This window comes from Streptomyces sp. NPDC060049 (assembly GCF_042736715.1).
GTDB lineage: Bacteria > Actinomycetota > Actinomycetes > Streptomycetales > Streptomycetaceae > Streptomyces.
Genome location: NZ_JBHWVV010000012.1, coordinates 230,092 through 253,816, shown reverse-complemented (window position 1 = coordinate 253,816; position 23,725 = coordinate 230,092). Strand labels below are relative to the sequence as shown.

Annotated in this window: 18 protein-coding genes and 3 pseudogenes; 12 read left to right on the top strand and 9 right to left on the bottom strand. The window is 68.9% G+C overall.

What is annotated here, in order from left to right; all coding sequences use genetic code 11:
- Window positions 1–242: pseudogene (locus ACFWBY_RS23755) on the bottom strand (hypothetical protein); the annotation flags it as partial.
- A 1,385-nt stretch (window positions 243–1,627) separates the two neighbouring features.
- On the opposite strand from ACFWBY_RS23755, the gene ACFWBY_RS23750 reads away from it, so the two are divergent.
- Window positions 1,628–2,143: a hypothetical protein gene (locus tag ACFWBY_RS23750; protein WP_385334078.1), complete on the top strand. Its 516-nt coding sequence runs from the start codon at window positions 1,628–1,630 to the stop codon at window positions 2,141–2,143.
- A gap of 152 nt (window positions 2,144–2,295) precedes the next feature.
- Here the strand turns inward: ACFWBY_RS23750 and ACFWBY_RS23745 are convergent, their stop codons facing one another.
- Window positions 2,296–2,673 carry a VOC family protein gene (locus tag ACFWBY_RS23745; RefSeq protein ID WP_385334076.1) on the bottom strand — a complete coding sequence of 126 codons (378 nt, stop codon included), beginning with the start codon at window positions 2,671–2,673 and terminating at the stop codon, window positions 2,296–2,298.
- A gap of 247 nt (window positions 2,674–2,920) precedes the next feature.
- A complete protein-coding gene (locus ACFWBY_RS23740) occupies window positions 2,921–4,207 on the bottom strand; it encodes a hypothetical protein (protein WP_385334074.1) in 1,287 nt (428 codons plus the stop codon).
- A gap of 251 nt (window positions 4,208–4,458) precedes the next feature.
- On the opposite strand from ACFWBY_RS23740, the gene ACFWBY_RS23735 reads away from it, so the two are divergent.
- Window positions 4,459–4,998 (top strand): hypothetical protein, encoded by a 540-nt coding sequence (locus ACFWBY_RS23735; RefSeq protein ID WP_385334071.1) that lies wholly within the window; start codon window positions 4,459–4,461, stop codon window positions 4,996–4,998.
- Between the two features lie 956 nt (window positions 4,999–5,954).
- Here ACFWBY_RS23735 and ACFWBY_RS23730 read toward each other — a convergent pair.
- The 3 genes from ACFWBY_RS23730 to ACFWBY_RS23720 form a co-directional block, all read right to left on the bottom strand.
- Window positions 5,955–6,524, bottom strand: coding sequence for a hypothetical protein (locus tag ACFWBY_RS23730; RefSeq protein WP_385334068.1), 570 nt, complete (start codon window positions 6,522–6,524; stop codon window positions 5,955–5,957).
- Between the two features lie 236 nt (window positions 6,525–6,760).
- Complete coding sequence (locus ACFWBY_RS23725; protein ID WP_385334065.1) at window positions 6,761–7,342, bottom strand: GNAT family N-acetyltransferase; 582 nt, start codon at window positions 7,340–7,342, stop codon at window positions 6,761–6,763.
- 244 nt (window positions 7,343–7,586) lie between these two features.
- Entirely contained in the window at window positions 7,587–8,687 is a 1,101-nt protein-coding gene (locus ACFWBY_RS23720) for a S41 family peptidase (RefSeq protein ID WP_385334062.1), read from the bottom strand.
- 843 nt (window positions 8,688–9,530) lie between these two features.
- On the opposite strand from ACFWBY_RS23720, the gene ACFWBY_RS23715 reads away from it, so the two are divergent.
- The 5 genes and pseudogenes from ACFWBY_RS23715 to ACFWBY_RS23695 all read left to right on the top strand — a co-directional run.
- Window positions 9,531–10,334: an alpha/beta fold hydrolase gene (locus ACFWBY_RS23715; RefSeq protein ID WP_385334059.1), complete on the top strand. Its 804-nt coding sequence runs from the start codon at window positions 9,531–9,533 to the stop codon at window positions 10,332–10,334.
- Window positions 10,334–11,662, top strand: coding sequence for a SpoIIE family protein phosphatase (locus ACFWBY_RS23710; RefSeq protein WP_385334056.1), 1,329 nt, complete (start codon window positions 10,334–10,336; stop codon window positions 11,660–11,662). Before ACFWBY_RS23715 ends, ACFWBY_RS23710 begins: the two co-directional genes overlap by 1 nt.
- Window positions 11,659–11,997, top strand: a complete 339-nt coding sequence (locus tag ACFWBY_RS23705) for an STAS domain-containing protein (RefSeq protein ID WP_385334054.1) — start codon at window positions 11,659–11,661, stop codon at window positions 11,995–11,997. The genes ACFWBY_RS23710 and ACFWBY_RS23705 overlap by 4 nt, the downstream gene beginning before the upstream one ends.
- A 362-nt stretch (window positions 11,998–12,359) precedes the next feature.
- Window positions 12,360–13,616, top strand: coding sequence for an esterase/lipase family protein (locus tag ACFWBY_RS23700; RefSeq protein WP_385334051.1), 1,257 nt, complete (start codon window positions 12,360–12,362; stop codon window positions 13,614–13,616).
- Between the two features lie 859 nt (window positions 13,617–14,475).
- Window positions 14,476–14,700 (top strand): annotated as a pseudogene (locus ACFWBY_RS23695) (hypothetical protein); the annotation flags it as partial.
- On the opposite strand, the gene ACFWBY_RS23690 reads toward ACFWBY_RS23695, so the two are convergent.
- Window positions 14,621–15,496, bottom strand: coding sequence for a hypothetical protein (locus ACFWBY_RS23690; RefSeq protein ID WP_385334045.1), 876 nt, complete (start codon window positions 15,494–15,496; stop codon window positions 14,621–14,623). The pseudogene ACFWBY_RS23695 and the gene ACFWBY_RS23690 overlap by 80 nt on opposite strands.
- Window positions 15,497–15,677: 181 nt before the next feature.
- Between ACFWBY_RS23690 and ACFWBY_RS23685 the strand changes: the two are divergent.
- From ACFWBY_RS23685 to ACFWBY_RS23670, 4 genes and pseudogenes are all read left to right on the top strand, one after another.
- Window positions 15,678–16,560, top strand: a pseudogene (locus ACFWBY_RS23685) (IS5 family transposase).
- Between the two features lie 598 nt (window positions 16,561–17,158).
- On the top strand, window positions 17,159–17,401 hold the full coding sequence (locus ACFWBY_RS23680; protein WP_385409689.1) for a hypothetical protein: 243 nt from the start codon (window positions 17,159–17,161) through the stop codon (window positions 17,399–17,401).
- Window positions 17,402–17,718: 317 nt separating this feature from the next.
- Window positions 17,719–18,246, top strand: a complete 528-nt coding sequence (locus tag ACFWBY_RS23675; protein WP_385409690.1) for a hypothetical protein — start codon at window positions 17,719–17,721, stop codon at window positions 18,244–18,246.
- A gap of 1,035 nt (window positions 18,247–19,281) precedes the next feature.
- The gene (locus ACFWBY_RS23670; RefSeq protein WP_385334037.1) at window positions 19,282–19,611 is read left to right on the top strand and encodes a hypothetical protein; all 330 of its coding nucleotides are present in this window, start codon (window positions 19,282–19,284) and stop codon (window positions 19,609–19,611) included.
- Window positions 19,612–19,695: 84 nt separating this feature from the next.
- Here the strand turns inward: ACFWBY_RS23670 and ACFWBY_RS23665 are convergent, their stop codons facing one another.
- A complete protein-coding gene (locus tag ACFWBY_RS23665) occupies window positions 19,696–20,577 on the bottom strand; it encodes a GyrI-like domain-containing protein (protein ID WP_385334034.1) in 882 nt (293 codons plus the stop codon).
- 157 nt (window positions 20,578–20,734) lie between these two features.
- On the opposite strand from ACFWBY_RS23665, the gene ACFWBY_RS23660 reads away from it, so the two are divergent.
- Window positions 20,735–21,850 carry a serine hydrolase domain-containing protein gene (locus tag ACFWBY_RS23660; RefSeq protein ID WP_385334106.1) on the top strand — a complete coding sequence of 372 codons (1,116 nt, stop codon included), beginning with the start codon at window positions 20,735–20,737 and terminating at the stop codon, window positions 21,848–21,850.
- A gap of 127 nt (window positions 21,851–21,977) precedes the next feature.
- Here the strand turns inward: ACFWBY_RS23660 and ACFWBY_RS23655 are convergent, their stop codons facing one another.
- Complete coding sequence (locus ACFWBY_RS23655) at window positions 21,978–23,024, bottom strand: serine hydrolase domain-containing protein (protein WP_385334031.1); 1,047 nt, start codon at window positions 23,022–23,024, stop codon at window positions 21,978–21,980.
- Window positions 23,025–23,725 lie beyond the last annotated feature (701 nt).

Sequence of the window (23,725 nt, the reverse complement as noted above, 5' to 3'; positions counted from 1 at the left end):
TCGCCACCATGCACAACCTCGCCATGGCTCGGTGAAAGAGCAGCCCAGACCACACATCGACCTGCCCACACCCACCCTTCTGCAACAACCTTTAGGTGGCGGCGACGCCAGTGAGACCGCCCGATCCGGTGGGCCGTGTCGTGGAGTTCGGAGCGGACCAGTTCGAGGAGGCGGCCAATCCAGTTGCGGATCGGACCGGCGTTGTCGCCCCAGAAGGCCCAGTCGCTGTCGTCGTAGATCACGGTGGCGTCGTCCGGCGCCAGCAAATCTCGGCCGGCTCGGGATGCTGGTCGCATGTGGCGCGCAGCAGGCTGGTCATGACGGCGCCGCGTGCGTGCTACCAGTCTTCACGGCGCGATGCCCCTGCCGCGAGCAGCCGGCCCTGGCGCCAGCACTCGCAAAGGCCGAGCTTTGTTGTCCGTGTCGCCCAGCGCGCAGTTACGCTGAGAGACCGGCATGGCAAGGAAAGCGGTGGGGGCTGCAGTCGCCGAGTCCGTCCCCGGCTCCGGTGTCCTGGGTGCGGCCTCGCGGCGGAGCGGAAGGACCACCGCGCCATCCTCTTCACCTCAGCCGGCTCAGGGGCCTCGCGGTTCGGGACTGCTCGGGGAACAGGGCGGCACCCTCACGGTTCCGCCCCCGGCGCCCCGGCGCCACCGGCATCGCGGACCGGAAGGGTGGCTGGCCCAACCTGAGCGGAGACCGGACCCGACCGCTCACCGTGCCTTCGGTGGCGCGATCAGGAGCGACGGTCCTCGCCCTGGCCAACGACCGCCACCCGGCCGGTCGGCCCCGTCCCGGGCCGGCAGCGGCAAGGTCGCGGTCTCCATGACGAGCAGCGGCAGGGCCGTCGGGCGTAGGGCCGACAGGCCGCGCTTGGTGTCGGAACGGTTACGCACCGCCACGTCGGCCGGCCCGTGTCGTTGGAACGGTATGGAGCAAATCGTTTCCCCTCTGCAGCGGGCCGGGTCCTCCGAACCTGCGAAGGTGTTGCGGGGGATGACGGACACGCCGATCTATGACGCCGTCGAGCGCGAGTGGCTCATCTGGGGCCGCGAGGTGCCGCGCGCTCCGGCAACTTGGGCCCAACGGTGCCCGGTCCACACCGGCGACCTGTTCCGTCGCGGGTAGGGCGAAGGCCCGGAAGGGGGGTGTCCGGCCGGAACGGCGCTGACCGGTGCGGTGAATGAGCTGACATCGGCCCGGGCGGTGACGATGATGCTCGGCATGCGCAGACAGCCCCCGCCGGATACCGACGCCTGGACCTTGGCCCCCGACCCGCTGCTGGCCCTGGCCGAACGAGAGCCGGCGTTCTACCAGCGCCGCGCGGACGCCTCGCGGCGCGCGCACCGCGCGATAGAACCGGGCGCGCCGACCAGTGCCTCCGTGACGGTCGTAGCGGCAGGGCTGCACGCTCCGGCGTGGGTGACGACGGTCCTTGCCGGCGGCGCCCTGTTCTGTACCGGGTTCCGCCAGGTCTTCACCCCCGGCCCCCGCTGGGTAGTGGCGGCCCAGGCCCGTGAATTCCTGCGCCGCGCGCTCAACCGCTATCGACTGCTCCACACTCTCGTTCGTGAGCGCGCCGTGATGGAGACTGGCTTGGTCCACCGAGTCGGGGGAGGCAGAACAGGTGAACCTTCTGAGTACTGCGATCACGGGAGCAGTTGCGCTGCTTGGTGTGGTCGTGGGCGGGTGGTTGTCCATCCGCAACCAGGACCGGCTGTGGCACCGTGACCACGCACGCCAGTGGCGGGACATCCGTCTCGCTGCCTACAAAGACTTCGTGCTCGCCTACCGCCAGTACGTGGCGTTCGCCCTTGAGTCGACCGCCAACATAACTGCCGTCCCGCATCCGCGGATTCCGGGCGAACTGATGCCCTACTTCGACCAGGAAGGGCGACCCTACAAGGAAGGGCTCGAAGGGGCCTCCACGGCTGTTCGGCTCGTGTCGGAGTCACCAGACACGCTGAACGCCGCCGCGGACGTCGTCAGGAGTGTTCGTCAGATCGCCGCCGCGCGCGCGACGTGCTCCGAGGCGGCCCTTCCTCCCGAAGCTTTCGAAAGGCTTTGGACAGCTCAGAAGGCATTCCTTCTCGCAACGCGGAAGGAACTGGGTCTCGTCGCGGCGCCAAGGGGCGGCAGCTGACGAAGCCGGCGGTCGGCGCCGCCCGAATCAGTACGCGGAGGCCAAGGCCCCTTGGCATGGCGCAAGCGGGGTTGGGGCCCGTCCGGGCGGAGCATGCCGCGGCCGCGGGGGAACCGCAGGCCGCGGCGTAACCGGAGGGCGTCGGACGAGCGTCAGAGCGGCTTGATGCGGGCCTTGAGCAGGCAGAACTCATTGCCCTCGGGGTCGGCCAGGACATGCCACTGCTCGTCCCCGGTCTGGCCGACGTCGGCCCGGCGTGCACCGAGCTTCAGGAGGCGTTCGAGCTCGGCGTCCTGGTCGCGGTCGGTTGGGTTGACGTCGATGTGCAGCCGGGACTTCCCCGGCTCCGGCTCGTCCCGGACGCTGAAGAAGATCGTAGGCTGGGGACCCCCGAACCCTTCCGGCGTCCCGATCTCCACGCATCCCTCCTCGCGGCCGACCACAACGTAGCCCAGGACCTCGCACCAGAACTGCGCCAACAGTTCGGCATCGCGGCAACCGAGCACGAGTTCACCGATACGACATGCCATACAGAAACCTGCTCTCAGTCGGTGGTTCACCGGGGCCACACGCGCAGTTCGTGGCTCCCAACAGCGAAAGCAACTCCGCGACCGTACCGGGCGGGACAAGCACGGGAAAGATCTTTTCCGCGCCGACGACCTGTCGGGCGGCCGGCCACGGCAGTAAGCCCCGCAGGCGGCGATGGCCGGGGTTCCTCAACCTGGCGCGAGCGGCTCGCGCGCACCGGTCCCCGGGGTGGACGTTGGCCGGCTCGGGTCAGTTGGCCTCCCCCAGGTAGCTCAGGGCCTCGCGGAAGTCATCGAGGGCGGGGCCGAACTCGCGGGCGGCGGTGTGGAAGGTCGATCGGTCGATCAGGATCCCGGCCAGTGTTCGCCTTCCGTCTGCCGGGTCGTGCTGGGACAGCCGGCGGGCCAGATCCACTCCCTCATCGAACAGGGAGCGCACTCGCTCCGCGAACAGATGGGTGCGGTTCTCCCAGTGGACGGCGGAGCGGATGGTGAGGACGCGGTGCAGGCGGACCAGTTCGGCCAGGTACTGGTCGGGATCCTCGGTGGCTCGCGGAGCAAGGGTGTCCACCTCTTCGCGGAGGGCATGACGGCTGTCGAAGTAGCGCTGCCTGACATCGGGCGACCACTGCACGGGCGCCGCCCCCGTAGGCGGACGCGGTCCAACGGGCGCAGGCCTATCGCTTTCGGCGCCGGAGAAACACAGCAACACCGCCCAGAACGACGCCTGATAGCCGCTCCAGGTCTTACGCTCACCGGTATCGGCCAACTCCTTCAGCAAGGCGAGTGCCTCTTGCCGCGCGAGGGCCGCCTGCTCGCCCCGGCCGTGGATGTCGAGCATCTGCGCGTACCCGATGAGCGAGTACAGATGGCAGGCCATCGACCCGCGGTCGCTCGCGGCTTCGGCCGCTTCCATGCTGACGAGTGTCTCGAACGCGGCGAGCGCTTCGCCGGGCCGGCCGGCGTTGTGGAGAGCGCCGATCCACTCCAGGAGTGACCAGGCGAGAGCCCCGCTGCCGGGCCCGTCGGGCAGGATGCCTGCGACCAACTCGGTCATGGCATCGGCAGCCTCGGCATACCGGCCTTCCTCGGAGAGTCCCGCAGCCCAGTCCCGCAGCTCTCTGGCCACGGGGTGGCCCGCGGACGATTCGGCCCGCGCGCGGCCAATGGCGAGCATCTCGGCGCGCATGGCGAGTCCTTCGGCGCGTCGACCCACGCCGTACAGCTCTCTCTGGCACGTGTTGAGGGCCTCGTACAGAACATCCGCACGGGCAGGTTCGGCCGGATCGATTGACCGCGCCGCTGCCACCGCCTCCTCGCACAGCGCGAGACAGGCCACATGCTTTTTGCCGGAGGTCGTGTCGTAGCTCAGACGTTGCAGCGCCCTGCTCAGGAGCGGCAGGTACGAGGCGGGGCTGACCTGGGCGAGCACCCGGTAGGCGTCGACTTCTTCGCGCGGCGTGCGGCGTCCCGACGCGAGCAGCACGTTCCGCGCCCGCACGATGTCGTCCTGATCGACTTTCCCCGAGTGATTCATAACGGAGATTCTGGGTGCTTTGGAGAGGGCCGAACAAGGCTGGCCACCTGTGCCGTTCGTCCTACGAAAACACCCTCTGACCTGTCATGATGGGTATGACATCACTTCCCGGGGAGTATGTGTCACCCCGATCCCGCGCTATGTGCCGCCCTGCGACAACAGGCCTTCCTTTGGATTTACCAGCCCCCGGCCTGAGCGGGGGCCTACGGTACGGACATGCGGGTGTGGCCGCCGACGCCAAGGAGAGCTCAGTGTCATCGTCCTGCGAACCTCAGTACGCTCCGGCCGGCGATGTGGGTGCGGCGCTCATGCTGATCGACTCCCGCCTGAAATCGATCTACGACGACAAGTCCGAGGCCGGCCCCGAGCAGCGGCTGCTGACCGAGCAGTTCGTCGCCTCGTTGGGGCCCATGGGAGCTCACGAGCTGCTCGACGGGACGTGCACGCTCATCTACATGTTCATGACGTGGTTGCGGAAGGCCTGCGAGGAGCACGACAAGGACGTCATCCAGTTCGTGGTGCCCAACCTGGTGGCCACGATGAGCACGATGTCGAGGAGCGTCCCTCCGGAGGCCATTCCCACCATGGCCGGGATGGTCATCGCGGCGGGCACCGGCCTGAGTCCCAGCCTGTGGCGCCAGCAGTACGGCGAGTGGACCGAGGAGGAGATGAATCCTCTGGAAGCCACCGCCATCCTCCTCGCGGAGCAGATCAACCGCATCGCCGACGACCCCGAATTCGCCACCCGCCTGATCACCCGAGCCCTGTCCAGCGCGGACGGCGAAGACTGAGCCCCAGCGCGGACGGCGAAGACTGAGCCGCACCCCAGGTATCGAGTTCTACCGGCGGTGCAAACGGGGGGTTTGAGCGGCACAAGCCCACGAGCATCACGACGGCCGAGGCAACCCGCGACCGGCTGCGCTTTTCGCGTAGGAGCGCGCCACGACGATCACGGAGCTCCTCGAGGAGCTCGCCGAAAGCAGCTGACCCGAGCCGAGTGGGAGCAGCGCACCCTCCGGGCGCCGGCGCCCCGCAGCCGGGTCCAGTGCCACGACGCCTGGGTGACGCTCATGCGGGGGTCGACCGGTTCGCGGGCGGCGCCGGCCGCCACGGCCTCTTCACCGGCTGAACCGGATGCCTCCTGCCCCGGGAAGCTGACGCGTGTGCCGTCTCGGGACGCCTTGCAGGCGGAGGGCAGGCGCACTTGACGTGCATGTGCTGGCTCCGGGTACGAGCTCCGCGGCCGGATCGGTGGGTTGCTCGGCGTCGGCCGATTCGCGCGTCGCGCCGCCCGGAGCGCGGTGTTCCGCCGGGACGGAGGAGCACATCGAGCCGGTCGGTCGCCACCGAGCCCATCGGGGCTCCCGCGGCGATGTATCCGATCACGGCGGACCGGCGACCGCGAGTATGACCGGAGGCGTGAACTCCGCAAGTCCGGAGACCCACAGACGAAGCTCCGCGCCGGCCGCCGGCCACGCCGCGAGCGTGTCACCGTCGACGGCCGGCCGGCGCCGACCGCCGTGCTTGCCGTACGCCGCTTCGGTGCCCGGGCCGACGAGGGACCGCTCGTGGATGAACCCAACTCGACTTCGGCCGTCGCGCCGAAGGAGACCTTGCCGTCGCCGTGGGCGTTCGGAGGTGCCCGTGAGAGGGAGCCCGGGACGGATCTACGGGCCGTGGCCGCGCCTCTCTCGGCACCCGATCCGATAGGCGCGCCGGCGCTTGGACGTGACCGCGGGGCGTCGTTTCAGGGGGTGGTTCCGGGGGCTGGGGTGTGGCCGGCGAGGTAGATGCGGTTGCGGAGTTCCGTCTCGGCCCAGTCCAGATCAGCTCGTAGGTCGAGCCAGACCTGGTCCTTGCGTTTGCCGGGCTCGTCGAGTCCGACAGCGACCCAGGAGAACGCGCCTTGGAGGATCTCCCGTTTGCGTCCGGGGCTGGTCACGGAGAGCGCGAAGGACAGGGCGATGCCGGCCCGAGTGACGATCATGTGGCTCTCATCGTCCGGTCGGGGGCGGCCTCCGGTGAGGTAGCGCGGAGCGTCGAGGACCTTGATCCAGTCCAGAACCGCTCCGGGGACCTGTTCGTCCAAGATCCCCGCGATGGAGTCGCGCACCGCAACGGCGGGCTGTTCACCGAGCCAGTCCAGCCAGTGCTTGGAGTCCGTGAGCTTGGCGAAGTCGTCCTTGGGCGGCCCGTAGCTCGGATTCTCCACGAACTCGCCGGTCAGCTTCCCGTCCTGACCGACCCGCCAGACACCCTGGACGGCTTCCCCCGGGACGTAGCCGTTGGGGTCGCCGATGAGGTCGGGGTCGATCACCGCAACCGACCCGCCCGGATTCGCCCCGCTTCCGCAACGAGCTCAGGCGGGGGTGACTGCAGGATGCGCCGCCGTTCGGACGATCTGTCCCTCATGGGAGCACTCCTTCATCTGGTCCGCACGAGGAGGTCGACACCGCCCCCCTGGATCATATTTTCATGAGCGCTCTGCTGTCGGCCGACGTCTCAGAGGCGGGATCAAGCCGGTTCTGATTGCGGCTGGTGGCGGGCGGCGCTTCACGAGGCTTCGCCGACACCACTGACAACGTCGCCGTCGTGCGCATTCCCGATGTCGCGCAACGGCAGGGTGAAGCGCCAGTTGTTGCTGGAGTGGTGCTGGCCCGGGGGGTATTCGTGGACCGTTTCGGCGAGGAGGGTGAAGCCCATCGCGCGGCAGAGCGCGTTCGAGGCCGGGTTGGTCACGCGGGGATACGCGTGAACCCCCGGGCGGCGGTGCGCCGAGGGGAGGGCGGCCAGGTGGGCAAGGAGGGCTCGGACGGAAGCCGTCGCCCAACCTTGGCGTTGATATTCGGGGAGGACGCCCCAGCCCACTTCAAAGATCGGTTCTCCGTCGTGTTCCTTCGGTGTGAAGGAGACCGTACCCACGGAGTCGCCCGTCGGGGATTCCACGCGGAACACCCGGCCCTCGTAGGGAGCGTTCGCGCTCATGGCCGTCCAGCGGCGGTGGCGCGCGAGGAGCGCACTGTCCGGCTCGGGGCCGCCTAGGTGGGTCGTCATCTCCGGGGTATTGCGGCGCCGGAGGAGCCAAAGGTCGTTGTCCGCCCAAGGGTGGAGACGCACCGGTCTGGTCGTGTTCATGAGGTGAGCAAACAGTCTGGGGCCTGCGACCCGCACCCGGTTTTTCGACGCCGGGACGGCAAGGGTTGGCTCTCGTCGGCCAGTTGACACGCCGAGCGGGTCGTGGACATGGGTGGGTGGGAACCCCTCTGCGGCACGTGCCGCCCTCAGCTCCGGGAGGGAGTCGCAGCGGAGACCGGTCCACTCCGGAGTGCGGTGAAATGCCGGGTCGTCAGCCGACGTGGCCCGCGAGGCGCTGTGTCGGTCACGGCCGGCAGGCGGGCCGTGACTCCAGCCACTTCCGGGCGGCGTCGACCACGGGATCACCGGTGCCGCGGACCACGTCGCGGTCGGTGAAGTCCACGCGGTCGTCGGGGGCGATGGGGGCGTTGGTGTAGCGGCGCCCGGTGCGGTCCAGGTCGGCTGTTTCCGTGAGGATGAGGAGCGCGCCGTCGCCGAGCGGGTAGGTCGCGTTGCCCGTTGCCAGCCCGGCCGTGGGCAGTCCGAAGCTTCGGCTCTCCGGTCGGCCGCGGAAAGCGATCAGGGTGGCTTCGCCGGCACTCGCCGTCTCCGGGCCCGTGAGGACCGCGACCGGGGGCCGGGGCCGATGCAGCACATAGGCGTTGTGGGTCACGTAGTCCTCGATCCCCGACTCGCCTGTTTCGACGCTCGGAGGGAAGTCCTTGGGGATGACTTCACCGCCGACGGACAGCTCGCCCTTGTTCAGCTCCCATGTGCTCTGTTTGCCGTCGGCGCCCACGAAGGCGCCGAGTCGGCCGTCACCCAGCAGCGGCGCCAGGACGTCGAGCTTGGGCCAGATCGCTCCTCCGCTGTCCTTGCGCAGATCGACGATCCACCCGCAGGGCTTGGAGGCGTCGAGCGTACGGACGACCTGTGCGCCTGCCCGGGCATAGCCCGGGATCTTCTCCGTCGTCGGGAGCGAAACGTAGCCGATCTTCTGTCCGACGAGCCGGCCGCGGGGTACCGGCGGCGGCCCGGTGGTGCCGGGTGCCTCGGCGGACGGGTTCATCGCGGCGGCCTGCTCCGGCCTCAGGAAGAAGGTGTGGGGGTTGTCGAGGGATTTGACGGCGAGGTCGATCGCGTCATAGGTGTCGGCGGTGGTCTTGGCACCGGCCGCTTCGGCGAAGGCCTGACGCCTCACCTCCGGCCAGTCGACCCTGTCCCGGTCCAGCGACCCGTTCTGGAGCAGGTCCAGAACATGCGTCAGGTACTGCTCGGCGTCTGCCGACATGCCCGTGGGCTGCGGTGACGGGGCGTCGGCCACCACTTCGGTCGGCCGGTGACCGACGGGCGCGGCGGTCGTGGTGTCGCCCGTGGCCGTTACGAGGCCGGCTGTCAGCGCCACGGAGATGGAGAACAGTACCCAACGGTTACGATCCGGTACCCAACGTCTTCGCTCCGTGGTCATGAGGTCCTCCTCGCTGACAGCGGAGGTCACCCTCTTCATCGTCACGCGCGTGGGGGCGCCCGGCAACCGGGATGCGTGTGGAGCGGCTGGAGGGAGCGAGGTCGGCGGGCAGCGCGGGATCAAGCCAGGGGGCCGACCGACGCGGGGGTCAGACACGGGCTGCACCGCGGTAGCCGCTAACCCCCCAGCGATGACGCACCACGTGTTCCGGTCGCTGTCGTCGAAGGCAACGGCGCTGAGCTGCAAGGAGTCGTGCTCCTGCACGTCCGGCCACACGTCCTGCCCGAGAGAGCCCGCTCGGCCAGGAGTGCCGCGCCCGCCTTCCGGAGCCACGGCAGAAGCCGATCCGCCTCAGGCTCCGGAGACGGGACGGCTGCGGCTGCCGGCTGAGAGACCGGGGGAGCCCGTGGTCATGGACAGTACGACGAGATGGGGCCCCCGTCGCGGGAGCGAGCGGTGTCGGGGTGCGGCCCCCGTCGCGGCCCTGATGGCCAGGGCCGCACCCCGTACGGCTGAACGTACCCGCCTTCGCGGGCAGCGGCGTACGCCTACGGCTCGGGGGCCGCGCTGACTGCAGTCATCAGCCGTGCAGAACGGCGTCGTCCTTTGGATGACTGGCTGTTCAGCTGAGCGTCCTGCCCCGTGCCGGTTCCGAAGGGCACAGCACTAGCGGTACTCACGCCAGTAGCTGCCGCCCTCGACTGTGAAGGCGCCGGGTGGGATGTGCGGTGATCTTGAGGCTGGTCGGGGGGATGGGCGAGGCTTGAGAGACTGCTGGGTATGGATATCGAGCGCAGGAACAATGTCACCGTGACCGGCAATCCCCAGGGGCCGACGGTGGTGCTGGCGCACGGGTTCGGCTGTGATCAGAACATGTGGCGGCTGACGGTGCCCGCTCTGGCAGAGGATTACCGTGTGGTGCTCTTCGACTACGTGGGCGCGGGCCGGTCGGACCTCTCCGCCTTCTCGGAGAACCGTTACGCCTCCCTGGACGGTTATGCCCGTGACGTCGTCGAGATCTGTGATGCGCTCGACCTGCGCGATGTCGCGTTCGTGGGCCACTCGGTCAGCGCGATGATCGGCGTACTGGCCGCCGAGATGGCGCCGGAGCGCATCGGGGCGCTGGTGATGGTCGCACCCTCCCCCCGCTACATCGACGACGAGGGCTACCGCGGCGGCTTCAGCGCCGAGGACATCGGCGAGCTGCTCGATTCGCTGGAGTCGAACTACCTGGGCTGGTCGGCGGCGATGGCGCCGGTGATCATGGGAAACCCGGAGCGCCCCGAGCTCGGTGCAGAGCTGACGAACAGCTTCTGCGCAACCGACCCGGACATGGCGCGCGTGTTCGCCCGGACCACGTTCCTCTCGGACTCGCGGGGCGATCTGAAGCGGGTGAGCGTGCCGACGCTGGTGCTGGAGTGCACCCAGGATGCCATCGCCCCGCGTGAGGTCGGAGCCTTCGTCCACCAGGCGATCCCCGGCTCGACGCTGGTCACGCTCGATTCGACCGGTCACTGCCCGCACTTGTCCGCGCCCGAAGCCACGAACCAGGCGATCAGCGACTTCCTCGCGGACCTGCGGTGATGTGCCGCACCGGGCAGCTGCCCGACCCGCATGAGGCCGACGCGGACGATGCCGCACCGCACGATGCCGACGACGACAAGGAGACGGCGGACGCGGCGGACGCGGCGGCGTTCGCCGCGCTGCTGGAGGACAGTGCCGAGGAGCTGTATGAGAGCGCGCCGTGCGGGTACCTGTCCACGCTGATGGACGGCACCATCGCGAAGATCAACAGCACGCTGCTGGGCTGGCTCGGCCTGGAAGGGAAGGCCGTGGTGGGCCGGATGCGGTTCGCCGACCTGCTGACCGTCGGCGGCAAGCTCTACTACGAGACACACTTCGCGCCGCTGCTGCACATGAAGGGGGAAATCGGAGGGATCGCCCTGGAGATCAAGCAGGCCGGCGGCCGGATGCCGGTGCTGGCCTCCTCCACGGTCAAGTACGGGACAACAGGCGATCCGCTGTTGATCCGCACCACGCTCTTCGACTCCCGTGACCGCCGCGCCTACGAAGAGGAACTCCTGCGCGCCCGGAAAGCTGCCGAAGAAGCACGCCACCGGGCAGAGACGGACCGTGCACGACTCCAGGACGCCCTCGCCGCGCTCCAGTCATCGCTGCTGCCCGACACCCTTCCGGACATTCCGGGCATGGAGATCGCCGCCCACTACCGCACCGCCTCCCTCGACCGGCTCGGCGGCGACTTCTACGACGTCTTCCCCGTCGACGGCAAACGCTTCGCCTTCTTCCTCGGCGACGTCTGCGGCAAGGGCCCGCAGGCCGCCGCCGTCACCTCGTTGACCCGCTACACCCTGCGGGCCGCCGCCCTCCACGACCCCGACCCCGTCGCCGCCCTGTCCACTCTCAACAAGATCCTTCACGAGCGCTACAGCGCCGGCGACCCCCGCTACTGCACCGCCGTCTTCGGCACCCTCGAACCCCACCCGGACACCGGTCAGGTCACTGTCCGCCTGGCCTCGGGCGGCCACCCGCCGGCCCTCGTCCTGCGCGCCGATGGCACCGCCGACTTCCTGCCCACTCCCGGCGGGCTCCTCGTCGGCATCCTGCCCGACGCGCCCTTCACCAGCGCCGCCACCGTCCTCACCCCCGGCGACACCCTCCTGCTGTACACAGACGGCCTCACCGAGGCACGCACCGGCGAGAGCCGCACCGACCTGTACGGGGACGAGGCCCTGCGCGACTTCACCGCCGGCCACGCCGGCGGGCCTCCCGACGCCCTCATGGAGGCCCTGACCGGCCTGCTGGACGATTTCGGCGACGGCCTCGACGACGACACCGCCCTCCTCGCACTCGGCGCCCCCACCGCCGCTCCTACGACCGGGAACCCGAAATGAGCCCGCTGGACATCACCGTCCGAAGTACCCCGAACGGCCCGGTACTAGGGGTCAGTGGCGAACTCGACTACGCCACCGCCGCCGAACTGCGCGACCTCACCGCCACGCTGGGGCTCGAGCCCGGCCAGCGCCTCGTCCTGGACCTCGCCCGCCTGGAATTCTGCGATTCCAGTGGCATCAGCGCCCTGATCGCCGCCCGCAACCACGCAATCGCCGCTGGGGCCCACATCACGCTCGCAGCCGTTCCCGCCCACACGCTCCGCGTCCTGCGTATCGTCGGCCTGGCCGAGGTCTTCGACCTTCACCCCGACACCGAGTCCACGACCGGATCCTGATCGCCAGGACGGAAGGCGTGCACATCCCCGGCGACCCTGGAGCCACCGCGCTCATGGCTACGGGCTGTCGGTGGGCGCGGGTACGGACCTGCCATGTCGAACCCGTACAGAGAGACGGCCCAGTCCGGTGCCTCCGGCAACCCCGATGACGAAACGATTTTGGCGTGCCGCCGCTCGCCCGAATGCCGAAGATGATCACTCGGAGGGATGGTTTCCCGGTCAGAGGCACGGGGAGCGGCCGAGGGCACGGTGTGAGGATGCCGTGCGGCAGGAGCTGCTGGGTCTCAGGAGCTTTTTGCCCGCCCCGGATCACCGCGCGTGCCGTGCGGTGGTTCCACGACTACGCAAGGAGCCGACGAAGCATGTCCAACACCGTCGTTGACATCTGGGGGCCCGCCTCCCCGCAGGCCCGTTCCTCCTTTCCTCCCGCGCCGGAAGCCCACGACGAGTGGCCCCTGCAGGGCGGTACGGCCTGGGTGTACTACAGCCCGCTGAACCGCCGTCAGCTCACGCGGCCCGTGATCCTCTCCGACGGCTTCTCGGGCGGATCCACCAACCTGGACCAGCTCTGGCACGGGCTGGAGGAGAACGGAAACTTCCGCTTCGTCAGCGAACTCCACGCCCTCGGCCGCGATGTGATCATCCTCGGCTACCACGACCGGACAGCCTCGATCACGGCCAACGCCGAGACCGCGATCGAGTGCATCCGCCGGGCCGTCGACGAGCGGGTGGGCAACGCGAAGCTGGCCGTGGGCGGCTTCAGCATGGGCGGGCTCATCGCCCGCTACGCGCTGGCCAGGATGGAGAACGACCCCGGCCTTCCGGACCACGAGACCGACATCTACCTCTCCTACGACACCCCTCACCAGGGGGCGTGGTTCCCCCTCTCCCTCCAGGCCTTCACCCACTACGCGACGGACAAGTGGGGAGACGTTCCCACCCTGGGCCCCGTGCTGCGTCAGCTTTCCGGGCTGCTGAACAGCCCGGCGGCGAAGGAGATGGCGCGGTGGCACATCGGTAAGGTCGACGCCGAGCCGCAGCAGGCACCGGAGCGGCTGGCGTTCCTCCAGAAGCTCGACGAACTCGGGGGATGGCCGCGCAACGTCCGCAAGATCGGTGTCGCCAACGGCGTGAAGACCGGCGTCGGAAACGGCGCGGAGGCCGGTGCGACCGCGGTGAGGGGCGACGGCGAAACGCTGCAGGACACCTGGCTGAAGATCCAGGCCCAGGGTGAGCAGATCGTCGCCAGGCTGCAGAAGACGGGCGACGAGGCGACCATGGTGCGCACCAGCGGTCTGCCCGACATCGACGGTGCTCCCGGCGGCCTGTTCACCATGCAGTCCCCGGTCGGCGACACCGGAAGCTTCGGCCTCGCCGCCCTCCTCATGAGCCTTCTCGGCAACGAAGTCGACCCGGACGTCATCACCACGTCCTGCTTCATCCCCAGCATCAGCGCCGTCGCGTCCGGCGACATCAACGACCCGAAGGCGCTGCACCACCCGATCGCGGCGGGTGACAGCGAGCTCGACGCCTTCCGCTGCGCCGGCCGCAACGAGGGCCACACCACCATGACCGAAGAACTCGGGGCGTGGATCGTGAGCGAGATCGCGGCCGAGTGACCACCGGGGTGGGCGGCACCGGTCTGACAGCCGCTCCGCCCACCCCGGCTCGCCGTGTCCAGGTATCGCCGCCGCGGAGCCAGAGGGCGCCGTCGCGGCCCTGGGCGCAGCGCGTGATTACCGGTCCCGGCATGCGCGGCCTCTCCTGCGTGGTGGTCACCCAGGCCCCACCGACGAGTTCCGCGCGGCTCAGTTCAATGTCGGGCCGGTTGTGGAACCGGTGGGTGAGGAGCATCCGGGTGCCGCGGACCGCGATGCCCTCGGTGTCCTTGAGGGGTTGCGGTAGCTGGTGATGTCGCCGGTGCTGGGATCGACCCGGACAGGAAGGCGCCCTCGTGGCTGTACCAGGCGAGCCAGACCACGGCCTCCTCGGTGGCGGCCGCGCTTCCGCCGAGGGGCCATACGGGGAGACGACCCCGGGGGCTCCAGGTGTGGGTGCCGTCGGTGTTCCAGCGGGCCAGGCCGCCGCTGCTCTCCGGGTGGTTTCCGTAAATGCCCTTGTCGCCGTACGCGGTCCAGATGCTGCCGTCACGGTCGGTGACGATGTAGTCGATGTCGTCACCGAGGCTGAAGTGGCTCACCGGGTAGCCCCGTGGGGAGTACACGACTCCGTTCCTCTGCCAGACCCCGTCCTGGCCCTGGCGGGAACGGCCCGATGCCAGCAGGAACCGGGACCACGAGAGCAGAGCCAGGTGGCTGAAACGCAGTCACCTCCCGTGCAGCGGCAGCTAGTCCGTGTCCGACGGGTCCTGTGACTCGCCTCGCGCTGGATCGTTGCGGTCGGTGTGGGGCGAGGGGATTTTTCAGATGACGAGTGGATGCGGCTGGAGCGGCATCTGCCGCGTAACCGCGGTCGGGGTCGATGAAGACCCTGTCGGCGCACATGCAGCCGATGGTGGTGCAGGCCCTGGTGACGGCCTTCCAGCGGTCGCTGTGGGAGGAACTGAGGGCGGTTCACCTCGGAGACCGGGTGAACGCCGCCTGCGGGTGCTCTGCTCGCGGGCTCACACACCGCCCGCGAAGAACGTCCAGTCCGAGGAGACCCCGGCGAGTGGTCCGACGTTGGCGTAGGTGTTCCTGCTGAGCTTGGAGGTCCACGCGGTGCCGTCCGTCTTGTAGAAGATCAGGCTGTCCGAGGTCCGGCCCTCCTCCTGCCACATGCCCGACGTGCCGATGTCGCGGAACCCGCCGAGCCTGCCGTCGGTCGCCGTGGCGATGCGGTACCGGAGTCCCGAACCGTTGTCCGCCAGGGCCAGGACCGTGTCCTTGGTCGCGACCAGGGTGCCCAGGTCCTCGGTGCCCCTGCCGTTCACATGCGTGTAGACGCCGCCCTTGAGGGTCCCGTACCCGACTTCGCCGGGCTTCGTGAAGACCGCCGTGTCACACGAGGCGGCGATGGACTCCCAGCCCGTGCTGAAGTTGTCGTACGAGCGGACGTGCTGGTACAGGCCGTTCTTCAGTGTGCCCGTGCCCCCTTGGCCGTTGTCGGCGTTGTAGAAGAGGGCCGAGTCGCCCGACGCCACGACGTTGGTCCAGCCCGTCGAGAAGTTGTCGTAGGTCTGGACGCGGGTGTACTTCCCTCCCTTGAAGGTGCCGCTCTCCCCCGCTCCGGTGTCGGCGTTGTAGAACAGCATCGAGTCGCGGCTCGCGACGCCGTGCGTGTACCCGTCGGGAACCTCGATGTTCGAGCCGTAGCGCCAGCGCCCGGCCGACAGGGTGCCGGTGCCCACGGCTCCGGTGTCCTTGTTGTAGCCGAGGAGCGACGTGCTCGGGGTCGTCTGGTTGCAGAACGCCGAAGCAGCGGCAGCGGGCGTCGCCGGAACGGCCGGCATGACGGCCATCACGGAAGTGGCAAGTGCGGCCATCAGGGTTTTCTTCATGGGTCTCCCCGCTTCTTCGCACGTGAACGGGTGATCCCCCCAGCTGTGCACGGTCGGAGAAGGACACGTGCCCTGTTCATCGTGCGCCGCGTCCGGCGCCGTCGCATCTCGGGCGCCGGACACGCGCGAGGGGGCTGGCCGGGGCGTGTGACGCTCCTGCTGGGAACTCGTTCTGTGGGACATGGGGCGGGGAGATCTTTCGGATGAAGAGTGGGATCGGCTGGAGCCGCACTTGCCGGCCAATCACGGGCGGGGTGGACGCTGGCAATGCCACCGTCGGGTGATCAACGGGATTCTGTTCCGGCAGCGGACCGGCCTCCCCTGGCGGGACCTGCCTCCCTGCTTCGGTAGCTGGAAGACGGTTCACGACCGTCATCGAAGGTGGTCCGCGGACGGCACGTGGGAGAGAATCCTGCGGGCCGTCCAGGCCGACGCCGACGCCGAGGGCCGGATCGACTGGAGCATGGTCAGCGTCGATTCCACGACCTGCCGCGCTCACCAGCACGCCGCTGGTGCCTCCACTCGTGCCCCGGAAGTGCCGGGTTGGCGCAGGAGCCCGGCGCATCACCGCTCCGATGAGGCCCTGGGACGCTCGCGAGGCGGGCTCACAACAAGATCCACCTCGCCGGAGAAGGTGGGTGCCGCCCGCTCGGGTTTGTCATCACGCCCGCCAGTGGGGGGACGCACCGCAGATGATTCGCGTCCTGGAAGAGATCCGCGTGCCCCGACAAGCTGGTGGACGACCGCGCACCCGGCCCGACCACGTCGGGGGAGACAAGGCCTATTCGTCACGCCGCAACCGGCATCACCTGCGCAGACGCCAGATCAAGCACACGATCCCCGAGCCGAGAGACCAGCGGGCCAACCGCCGACGCCGCGGCAGCCAAGGCGGCAGACCCACAGGATTCGACAAGACGATCTACCGCCGCCGCAACGAAGTCGAGCGGACCATCAACCGGCTCAAGAACTTCCGCGCCATCGCCACACGCTTCGACAAGCGGGCCTACGTCTTCCACGGAACGGTCACCGTGGCCGCGATCCGCCTATGGCTCCGTCCGCAGTGAAGCGCACCATTCACAGGTCCTTGGCACCCGGGTAGTGCTGGCGAAGTTCGCTGAGTACGCGCCCGTCGACCGACCTGACATCCCACAGAGCTGTCGAATTCGGTCAGGACGAGCACCAGCTCGTCCCCGGCGAACCCACGTGCCTCGGCGTCGATCAACTGGAGGAAGGGGGTCGTCAACGACAACAGTGTCAACGTGTCCATGCCGGCGCCGGCGGACCCTCTCGCCATCTCGACACAGCGAGGATCGACGATCTCGTCGAATTCGACGCGCCACGTCAGGTCCACGCAGAAGCTGCCGAGGCGAACCAGTAGCTCAGTCAGGGTCACGTAGTGCTTTCCGTGCCAGGCAGGAAACGTGATCCCCTTCATCCCCGCCTCTGCTTCGGCTGTATCGCGTGCCATGCGGCCCCCTTCGTTCCAACGGACAGTAGGCCACGTCCCTGATCAGCTCACACGACCCATCGGACAGGCCCTAGTCCGAGGCGAGGCTGGGGACGCCACCGCCGAATGGCAAGGGCCCTGCTTGGTGAAGTCGAGTCCACCGAGCAGTGAGGGGCGCTTCTGCGGCTCACTGTTCGACTCCGTTGGGTAGGGTTGTGTTCCAGTTTCGTGTGACGGGGGGCGGCATGGTCGAGCTCGGTGTGTTCTTTGGTGTGATGGCCTTGGCGGCGGTGTGGATGGTGTGGACTTTGTTGCGCCGGGGAAACCGGCGTACGGAGACCGCGGAGGGCCTGCTGATCGAGCAGGCTCGTAGGGTGCAGGCCGCGAGTGACCGGTCGTCCTACAGCTCGAACGCCATGCACAACTCACCGACGCACGGGAACAAGTTCAAGCCGTAGTAGCGGAGGCACCCGAGACGCCCCCAAACCCCTGGGCTCTGACGTCTGCCACGGTTGGCATGCTGCTCCCTCGGTGTGGTGGGTCTCGGCACTGCGCCTTCCCCGACCAGAGGCGTCAACACCATCCTCTCCAGCCCTCGCCGTCTTTGCGGTACCTGGTGGAACGAGATCGCTACGTCTCGGGGCGCGCCGGTGACAGACGACGTTTTTGATGCATGCGAGTAGTGGGTACGTCCGGAGAAGTCGACGGAGGGGGATCGATGGGGTCGGCGTTGCTTACTCTCGGGGCTGCTGTCGTAGGAGGGCTGGTCACGCTCATGTCAGTGCTGCTGACGCAGCGGGGCGCGGAGCGGCTTCGCAAAGAAGACCGGGAACGCTTGGACCGGCACCGCCTGGAGGACCGGAAGCACGCTCAGGACACCCAGGTCCTCGAAGGGCGCCGAGCGTCCTACGCGAGGATCAATGCGGCTGCTCGCAGTGCGAGGGATGCGCTGGTGTCGTGCGGTATCGAACTCCGGAAGACCGGACGAATCGAGCCGGAGACAGGTGCTGCGCTGGACAGCGTGTGGGCGGCCTATGTTTCACAGCATGCCGAAGCCCAGATGAGCGTCTCCGATGAGGTATTGGTTGCGCTGGGAGCGGTGAACGGTTCGCTCCGAAAGATGTACGGCCTGGTGCAAGATCTACGTCGGGGCACCCCGGATCGGGAGGCCACCATGCGAGAGCTGGACAGACGCTCAGACGAGTTGTGGGACCGGTTGACCCTGGCCAGGGATGAGATGCGGAGGAGTCTTGGCATCACCTCCAGTGCCTGGCAGTTGGATCCTGCACAAGACACCGCGTAGAGCCGCTGACTGACGCCCCTGACGCCCCTGACGGCGTGACAGGCATGGCTGAGGGTGAGGGCAGCCGGCGTGCACGGACACCACGGCCACGCGATGCCTGGTCGCGGGGGCCTGATCCCGCGGCCTCGAACCCCGAGGCCCACACCGTGGCTTCGTAGACGACGGTCGTGTCCAGGCGGTGCTCGGCGAGACCGAGAAGAGTCTCTTCCCCCGCTGCGATGAGGGATTCCTGGCAGTGGATGAGAACGGCGTGGAGGAGCCCACCGCCCATCAGGCCCTCGCCGGAGCGAAAGAGCACGGCGTGGTCTTCGCCGTACTGGTCCAGGGCGTGCGTGGATGGCTCCCGCATCCGGGCGAAAAGGGGGCGCCGCTACCGGTCCGTCGCTGGTGGAGACCCGTGGAAACGGGCAGCCAGTACCACCTGATCTGTGACGGACTCGGCCCCCTCCTCAGCGTCATCACGCCCACCGGCGAACGTCAACGGCGTCACGCAGCCCGGCCTCCGCAACGCTCGTTCCCTACCGAGAGTGTTTAGCGGCCGTTATTCCGGTTACACCAAGTAATTACAGTTCGTCAGTACCCGACGGAAGGCAGGAACATGACCCTCGTTACCGTGCTCATCCTCGTCGCGGTCCTCGTCCTCGTGGTTCTCCTGGCTCTGGCGCCCAGTGCTCCAGCGCGGAGGAACCCGTTCCCGGGCCGGCGGCGGCGCCGGAGTACCCGGCGCCGGTCGGCTACGACCCGGCGGAGCGGTGTTCCGGGCCAGCGCGGAATCCAGCACCACGCCCGCTGATTTGCCTGCCGCGCGCGACGCCGCCCTGGAAGGCCGCTGACGCCCTCCCAGGGCGGTTCGCCCGCGGGGGAGAGGTCCGCCACCGGGGACGGCGACTGCGCCGGGATGGCGACGAGGGCGTGCACTGCGGTACGGCGAGCACCCCGGCCTGTCGTTCGCGGTCATGTACGGCCCGTGGTGGGGGGAGTTCGGAGTTCGACGATCTCGCTCAGGTCTCGGCGGGCGGCGCGCACGTCTTCCAGGTGAAGTACGAAGAGGACAACGGCAAGCCCGTGCCGCCGTTCTTCGAGTACTACCACGATGGCGTTTCCGCCTGCTCGTTCAATCTGCACCTGGACGGATCATGGGGATACGACGGTATCGACGGGGACCCGGCGGTGGCGGCGGAGGTGACAGCGGCCATGGTGGAAGCCGGACTGCCAGTCACCGGCCGAGATGGCTACACGGGTGAAGAGGACGAAGAGCGGATGCGGCGCACGCTGCTGGAAATCCTGGGCCGTCTCTTCGACCTCTCTCTGCCCCATGAGCGGATCCTCCAAGGGGCCCTGGCCACGGCCACCCTGACGACCTGAGGTCACGGCCCGGGGAGCCCCGGGGTCGGCCGGCCGGCCCCCCGGGGGTTGTGGGTTGCGGCTCCGACGTCCAGGTAACGGTGTTCAAGCCCCGGCGCTCTCGCCGCCCCGCTCGACCGGGATCCACAGCTGGGAGTCGGTCTCCGCGCCGATCTGCACCGGCTGCGTCCGCAGGAGCTCCGGACCGGGCCGGCTCGCGTACGAGTTCGAGGGGAACCACTGCGTGAACACGTCTCGCCACAGTTCCTGGAGGGCGCTCGGATAGGGCCCGTGGTTGTCGAAGACCGCCCAGGTACCGGCCGGCACGTCCAGGGCGTCGAGCTCTGCGGGTGCCGCCTCGGGACCGGTCACCACACCGACCCAGTAGTCCACCTCGGCGCCCTCCTCCCGGCTGTCGGTCAGGTGCACCACCGCCGACAGGATCCCCTCCGGCTCCCGGCCGGGCAGCTCCTTCATCCGCACGATCGCCTGCTCGTCCAGGCTCTCCACGTGCGCCGATGCGGCCTCGTTGACTCCCTCGTGCACGAGCGGGACCCGGGCCTTCCTGCCGACGACCCGAAACGACTCCTTCTCCACGATCCGGTACCGCATGGTCGTACTCCCTTCGACGACGACACGAAAAGACATGCGGGGCTGTGCCGTGAGCACCGCACCCGTGCGCCGGGCCTCGCCCGGCCCGATGCCGTGCACCGACCGGAACGCCCGGGCGAACGCCTCGCCCGAGCCGTACCTGTACCGCACCGCGACATCGAGCAGCGGCAGCTCCCCGGCCAGCACCTCGGCCCCGGCGAGCGTCATCCGCCGGCGCCGCACGTAGACCGGGAGCGGCATCCCGGCGAGCGCGGAGAACAGCCGCCGGAAGTGGTACTCCGACACCGCGGCGATCCGGGCCACCTCCGCCATGTCGATCTCCCGGTCGAGGCAGGCCTCCAGGTGTTCCAGCGCCTGATTCAGCCGCTCCAGCACGCGTATACGTCCTTCCTTTTGCGTTTCCATCGTCCGCGCGGCCGACAGGCCGCCTTGCTGCAGTAGAGAACATTCGATCGCGCCCCGCCCGACAAAACCGGTGCGGGAATTGTCGGGCACAAAGCCCTTGCGTTACCTGAGGCTCATGCCCATGACCATGACCGACATCAAAGGATTTTGTGAGCCGCGGTTTGACGCCGTCCGTGAGGCACTTGCAGCTCTGCTCGGCAAGGACGACGTGGGCGCCTCGGCGGCTGTCTCCCTTGACGGCGAGCCGGTGGTCGACATCTGGGGCGGGTACGCCGATGCGGACCGTTCCGTCGGCTGGGAGCGCGACACCCTCGCCGGCGTGAACTCGACGACCAAGAACATGACCGCCCTCTGTGCACTGATCCTGGCCGACCGGGGCCGGCTCGACCTGTCCGCGCCGGTCGCCGCCTACTGGCCCGAGTTCGCCGCGGCAGGCAAGGAGAACGTGCTGGTACGGCACGTGCTGTCGCACACTGCGGGGCTGCCGGACCTGTCCGGGCTGAGGGCGGTCGAGGAGCTCTACGACTGGGAGAGCGTGACGGCAGGGCTGGCCGCGCAGGCGCCCGAATGGGAACCGGGAACGGCCGCCGGCTATCACGCGCTCACCTTCGGGTTCCTCGTGGGTGAGATCGTCCGCCGCGTCACCGGCCGTGGTGTCGGCGAGTTCTTCGCAGAGGAAGTGGCCGAGCCGCTGGGCGCGGATTTCCACATCGGGCTCTCTGCGGAGCACGACTCCCGCGTCGCACCGCTCATCCCGCCGCCGTCGTCGACCGACGAGTACGCCGCGAGCGCGCCGCCCGGACCGGACGGCGCCCGCCGGGAGAACACCGGCGCCGCCATCCAGGTCAGGGACGCCAACTCTCTGGCCTGGCGCCGTGCGCAGATCCCGGCGGTGAACGGCTTCGGCAACGCTCGTTCTGTCGCCCTCGTCCAGTCGGTACTGGCGAACCAGGGCACGGTCGGCGGTGTGCGCCTGCTGTCCCCCCAGGGTTGCGAGCCCGCGTGGCAGGCGGTGTTCAACGGCGAGGACCGCGTTCTGAGGACGCCGATGTCCTGGACGGCGGGCTTCGGCAAGTTCGGCAACACCTTCGGCTGGGGCGGATGGGGCGGCTCACTGGTCGTGAGTGATCCCGGCTCACGCATGACGGTGGCCTATGTCATGAACCAGATGATCGACCGGGACCGGCAGGAGGACGACCGTGGCATGGAGATCGTGATGGCCGCGTACAGCGGACTGCACTGACAGCGCAACCGGGGCAGTCTGGGTCCTGCACAGGCTGCCCCCTCCCGCTCATGTCCGCATACGGCCCTTGGCGGAGACATGGACGCAGCCGGTCAGGTCGGCGGGGAAAGGCAACGAGTGGGTCGGGCTACTGCGGCTTGGCCGGCACCGGGGCGGGCCAGAGATGGCCAGGGGTCACGATGGAAGTGACGCTGTTGGCGACGATGGAGGACAGGTTCTTGCCCTGGTGGTCGATGTCGGAGTTGACGAGTACGACGAGCGTGGCCTTCTCCGCCGGGAGCTGGACGGCTATCGACTCGTATCCGGGGATCTCGCCGTTGTGGCCGATCCAGCCGTTGGTGTTGAGGATTCCCAGGCCGTAGGAGATGCCGGGGAAGCCGGTCGGCAGCATGCGAAGCCGTTCGGCCTGCGTCTTCTTCGTCAGCAGCCGTCCGTCCGCAAGGGCCGGGGCCCAGGTGTGCAAGTCCTCCAGGTCGGAGACGATCGCGCCGGCGGCCCAGCCCCACGAAGGGTTCCAGTTGGTGGCGTCGGCAACGGTGCCGTCGGGGGTGAAGTCGGTGTAGCCGTGCGCGTGCGGGTCGGGCATGGTGCCGTCGCCGGGCAGGGACGTGTCGTCGAGGTTCAGGGGGGCGAAGACGTGAGCCTGGAGGTAGTCGGCGAGTCGCTGTCCGCTCACCTTCTCGACGAGCAGGCCGAGAAGGATGGTGTTGGTGTTGCTGTACTCCCATTGGGCGCCGGGCTTGAAGTTCGCGGGGTGCTCGAAGGCGGTGTCGAGGAGCTGGCGCGGGGTGTAGGCGCGGTGCGGATCGGCGCTCAGGTTCGCGAGCCACTTCTCATCGTGGGTGTAGTCGAAGAGTCCGCTGCGCATTTCGGCGAGCTGGCGGACGGTGACGGCGCCCCCGCCGGGGACACCGCTGACGTACTTCGAGATGGGGTCGTCGAGTCCGACCTTGCCGTGGTCGACCAGCTGGAGGACCCCGGTGACGGTGAAGGGCTTGGTGACGCTGCCGATCCGGGTGAACAGGTCGCTTTTCATCGGTGTGTCGTTCGCCTTGTCGCCGACGCCGAACGATTTCTCGTACACACCGCGGCCGGGGATCCACAGACCGACGTTGAGACCCGGGATACGGGCCTCTTTCATCGCCTTCGTCAGCGCCGCGTCCAGCTTTTCCACGGTGGCCGTGTCGAAATCCGTCCGCACCGGTGCGGCGGCGTTTCCGACGGGGGCGGTGCCCGTGCACAGGGAGGCGAGAAGGAGAGCCGCCGCCGCCGGAACTGCCGCGCGGCGACAGGGGGCTCCTCGGAAGGCATGAGACCTGGCCATGGCAGGCCCCTTCGATCTGGGCGAACACACGTCGCCGGAACCCCGAGGGCGTCACCCTAATCGTAAATGTGTCCGAGGTGGCGTGCGACTTGCTCCGTTCCTCTGCTCCGTTCCCTTGCTCCAGATCCCTGATCGGCGCCTCCTGCTGAGCGCAGCTGCTCCCACTCGCCGGCCGTCGGATCACCCCGCCCCGCCACGCCGACGATCCGAACGCAGACTCGCTCCCCCGGCCGCACTCCCGATGCCCTGGTGCCGGACTGGGGGAGTGGCCGCAGCTCACCTCCGGCAAGCCCTGGGACCTGGGCGCCTCGGACAGCGGTTCGACCTGGCCGGCCTGGCCGGCCGCCCAGAACCGCCTCGCCGCCGAACTGCGGGCCCGCCACGTCACCTTCGAGCTGATGCTCGCCCTGGCCGCCGAGTGCGTCCCCGGCTCCGGCGTCCTCGCGAGCTGCCTCGCAGCGGAGTAGAGGTTCGACGCACACTGCGCGACCCTCTGGCTGACTGAGCGACTCCGCGGGTGCGAGTCGTCACGGCCGCAGCCAAGCTGCCCG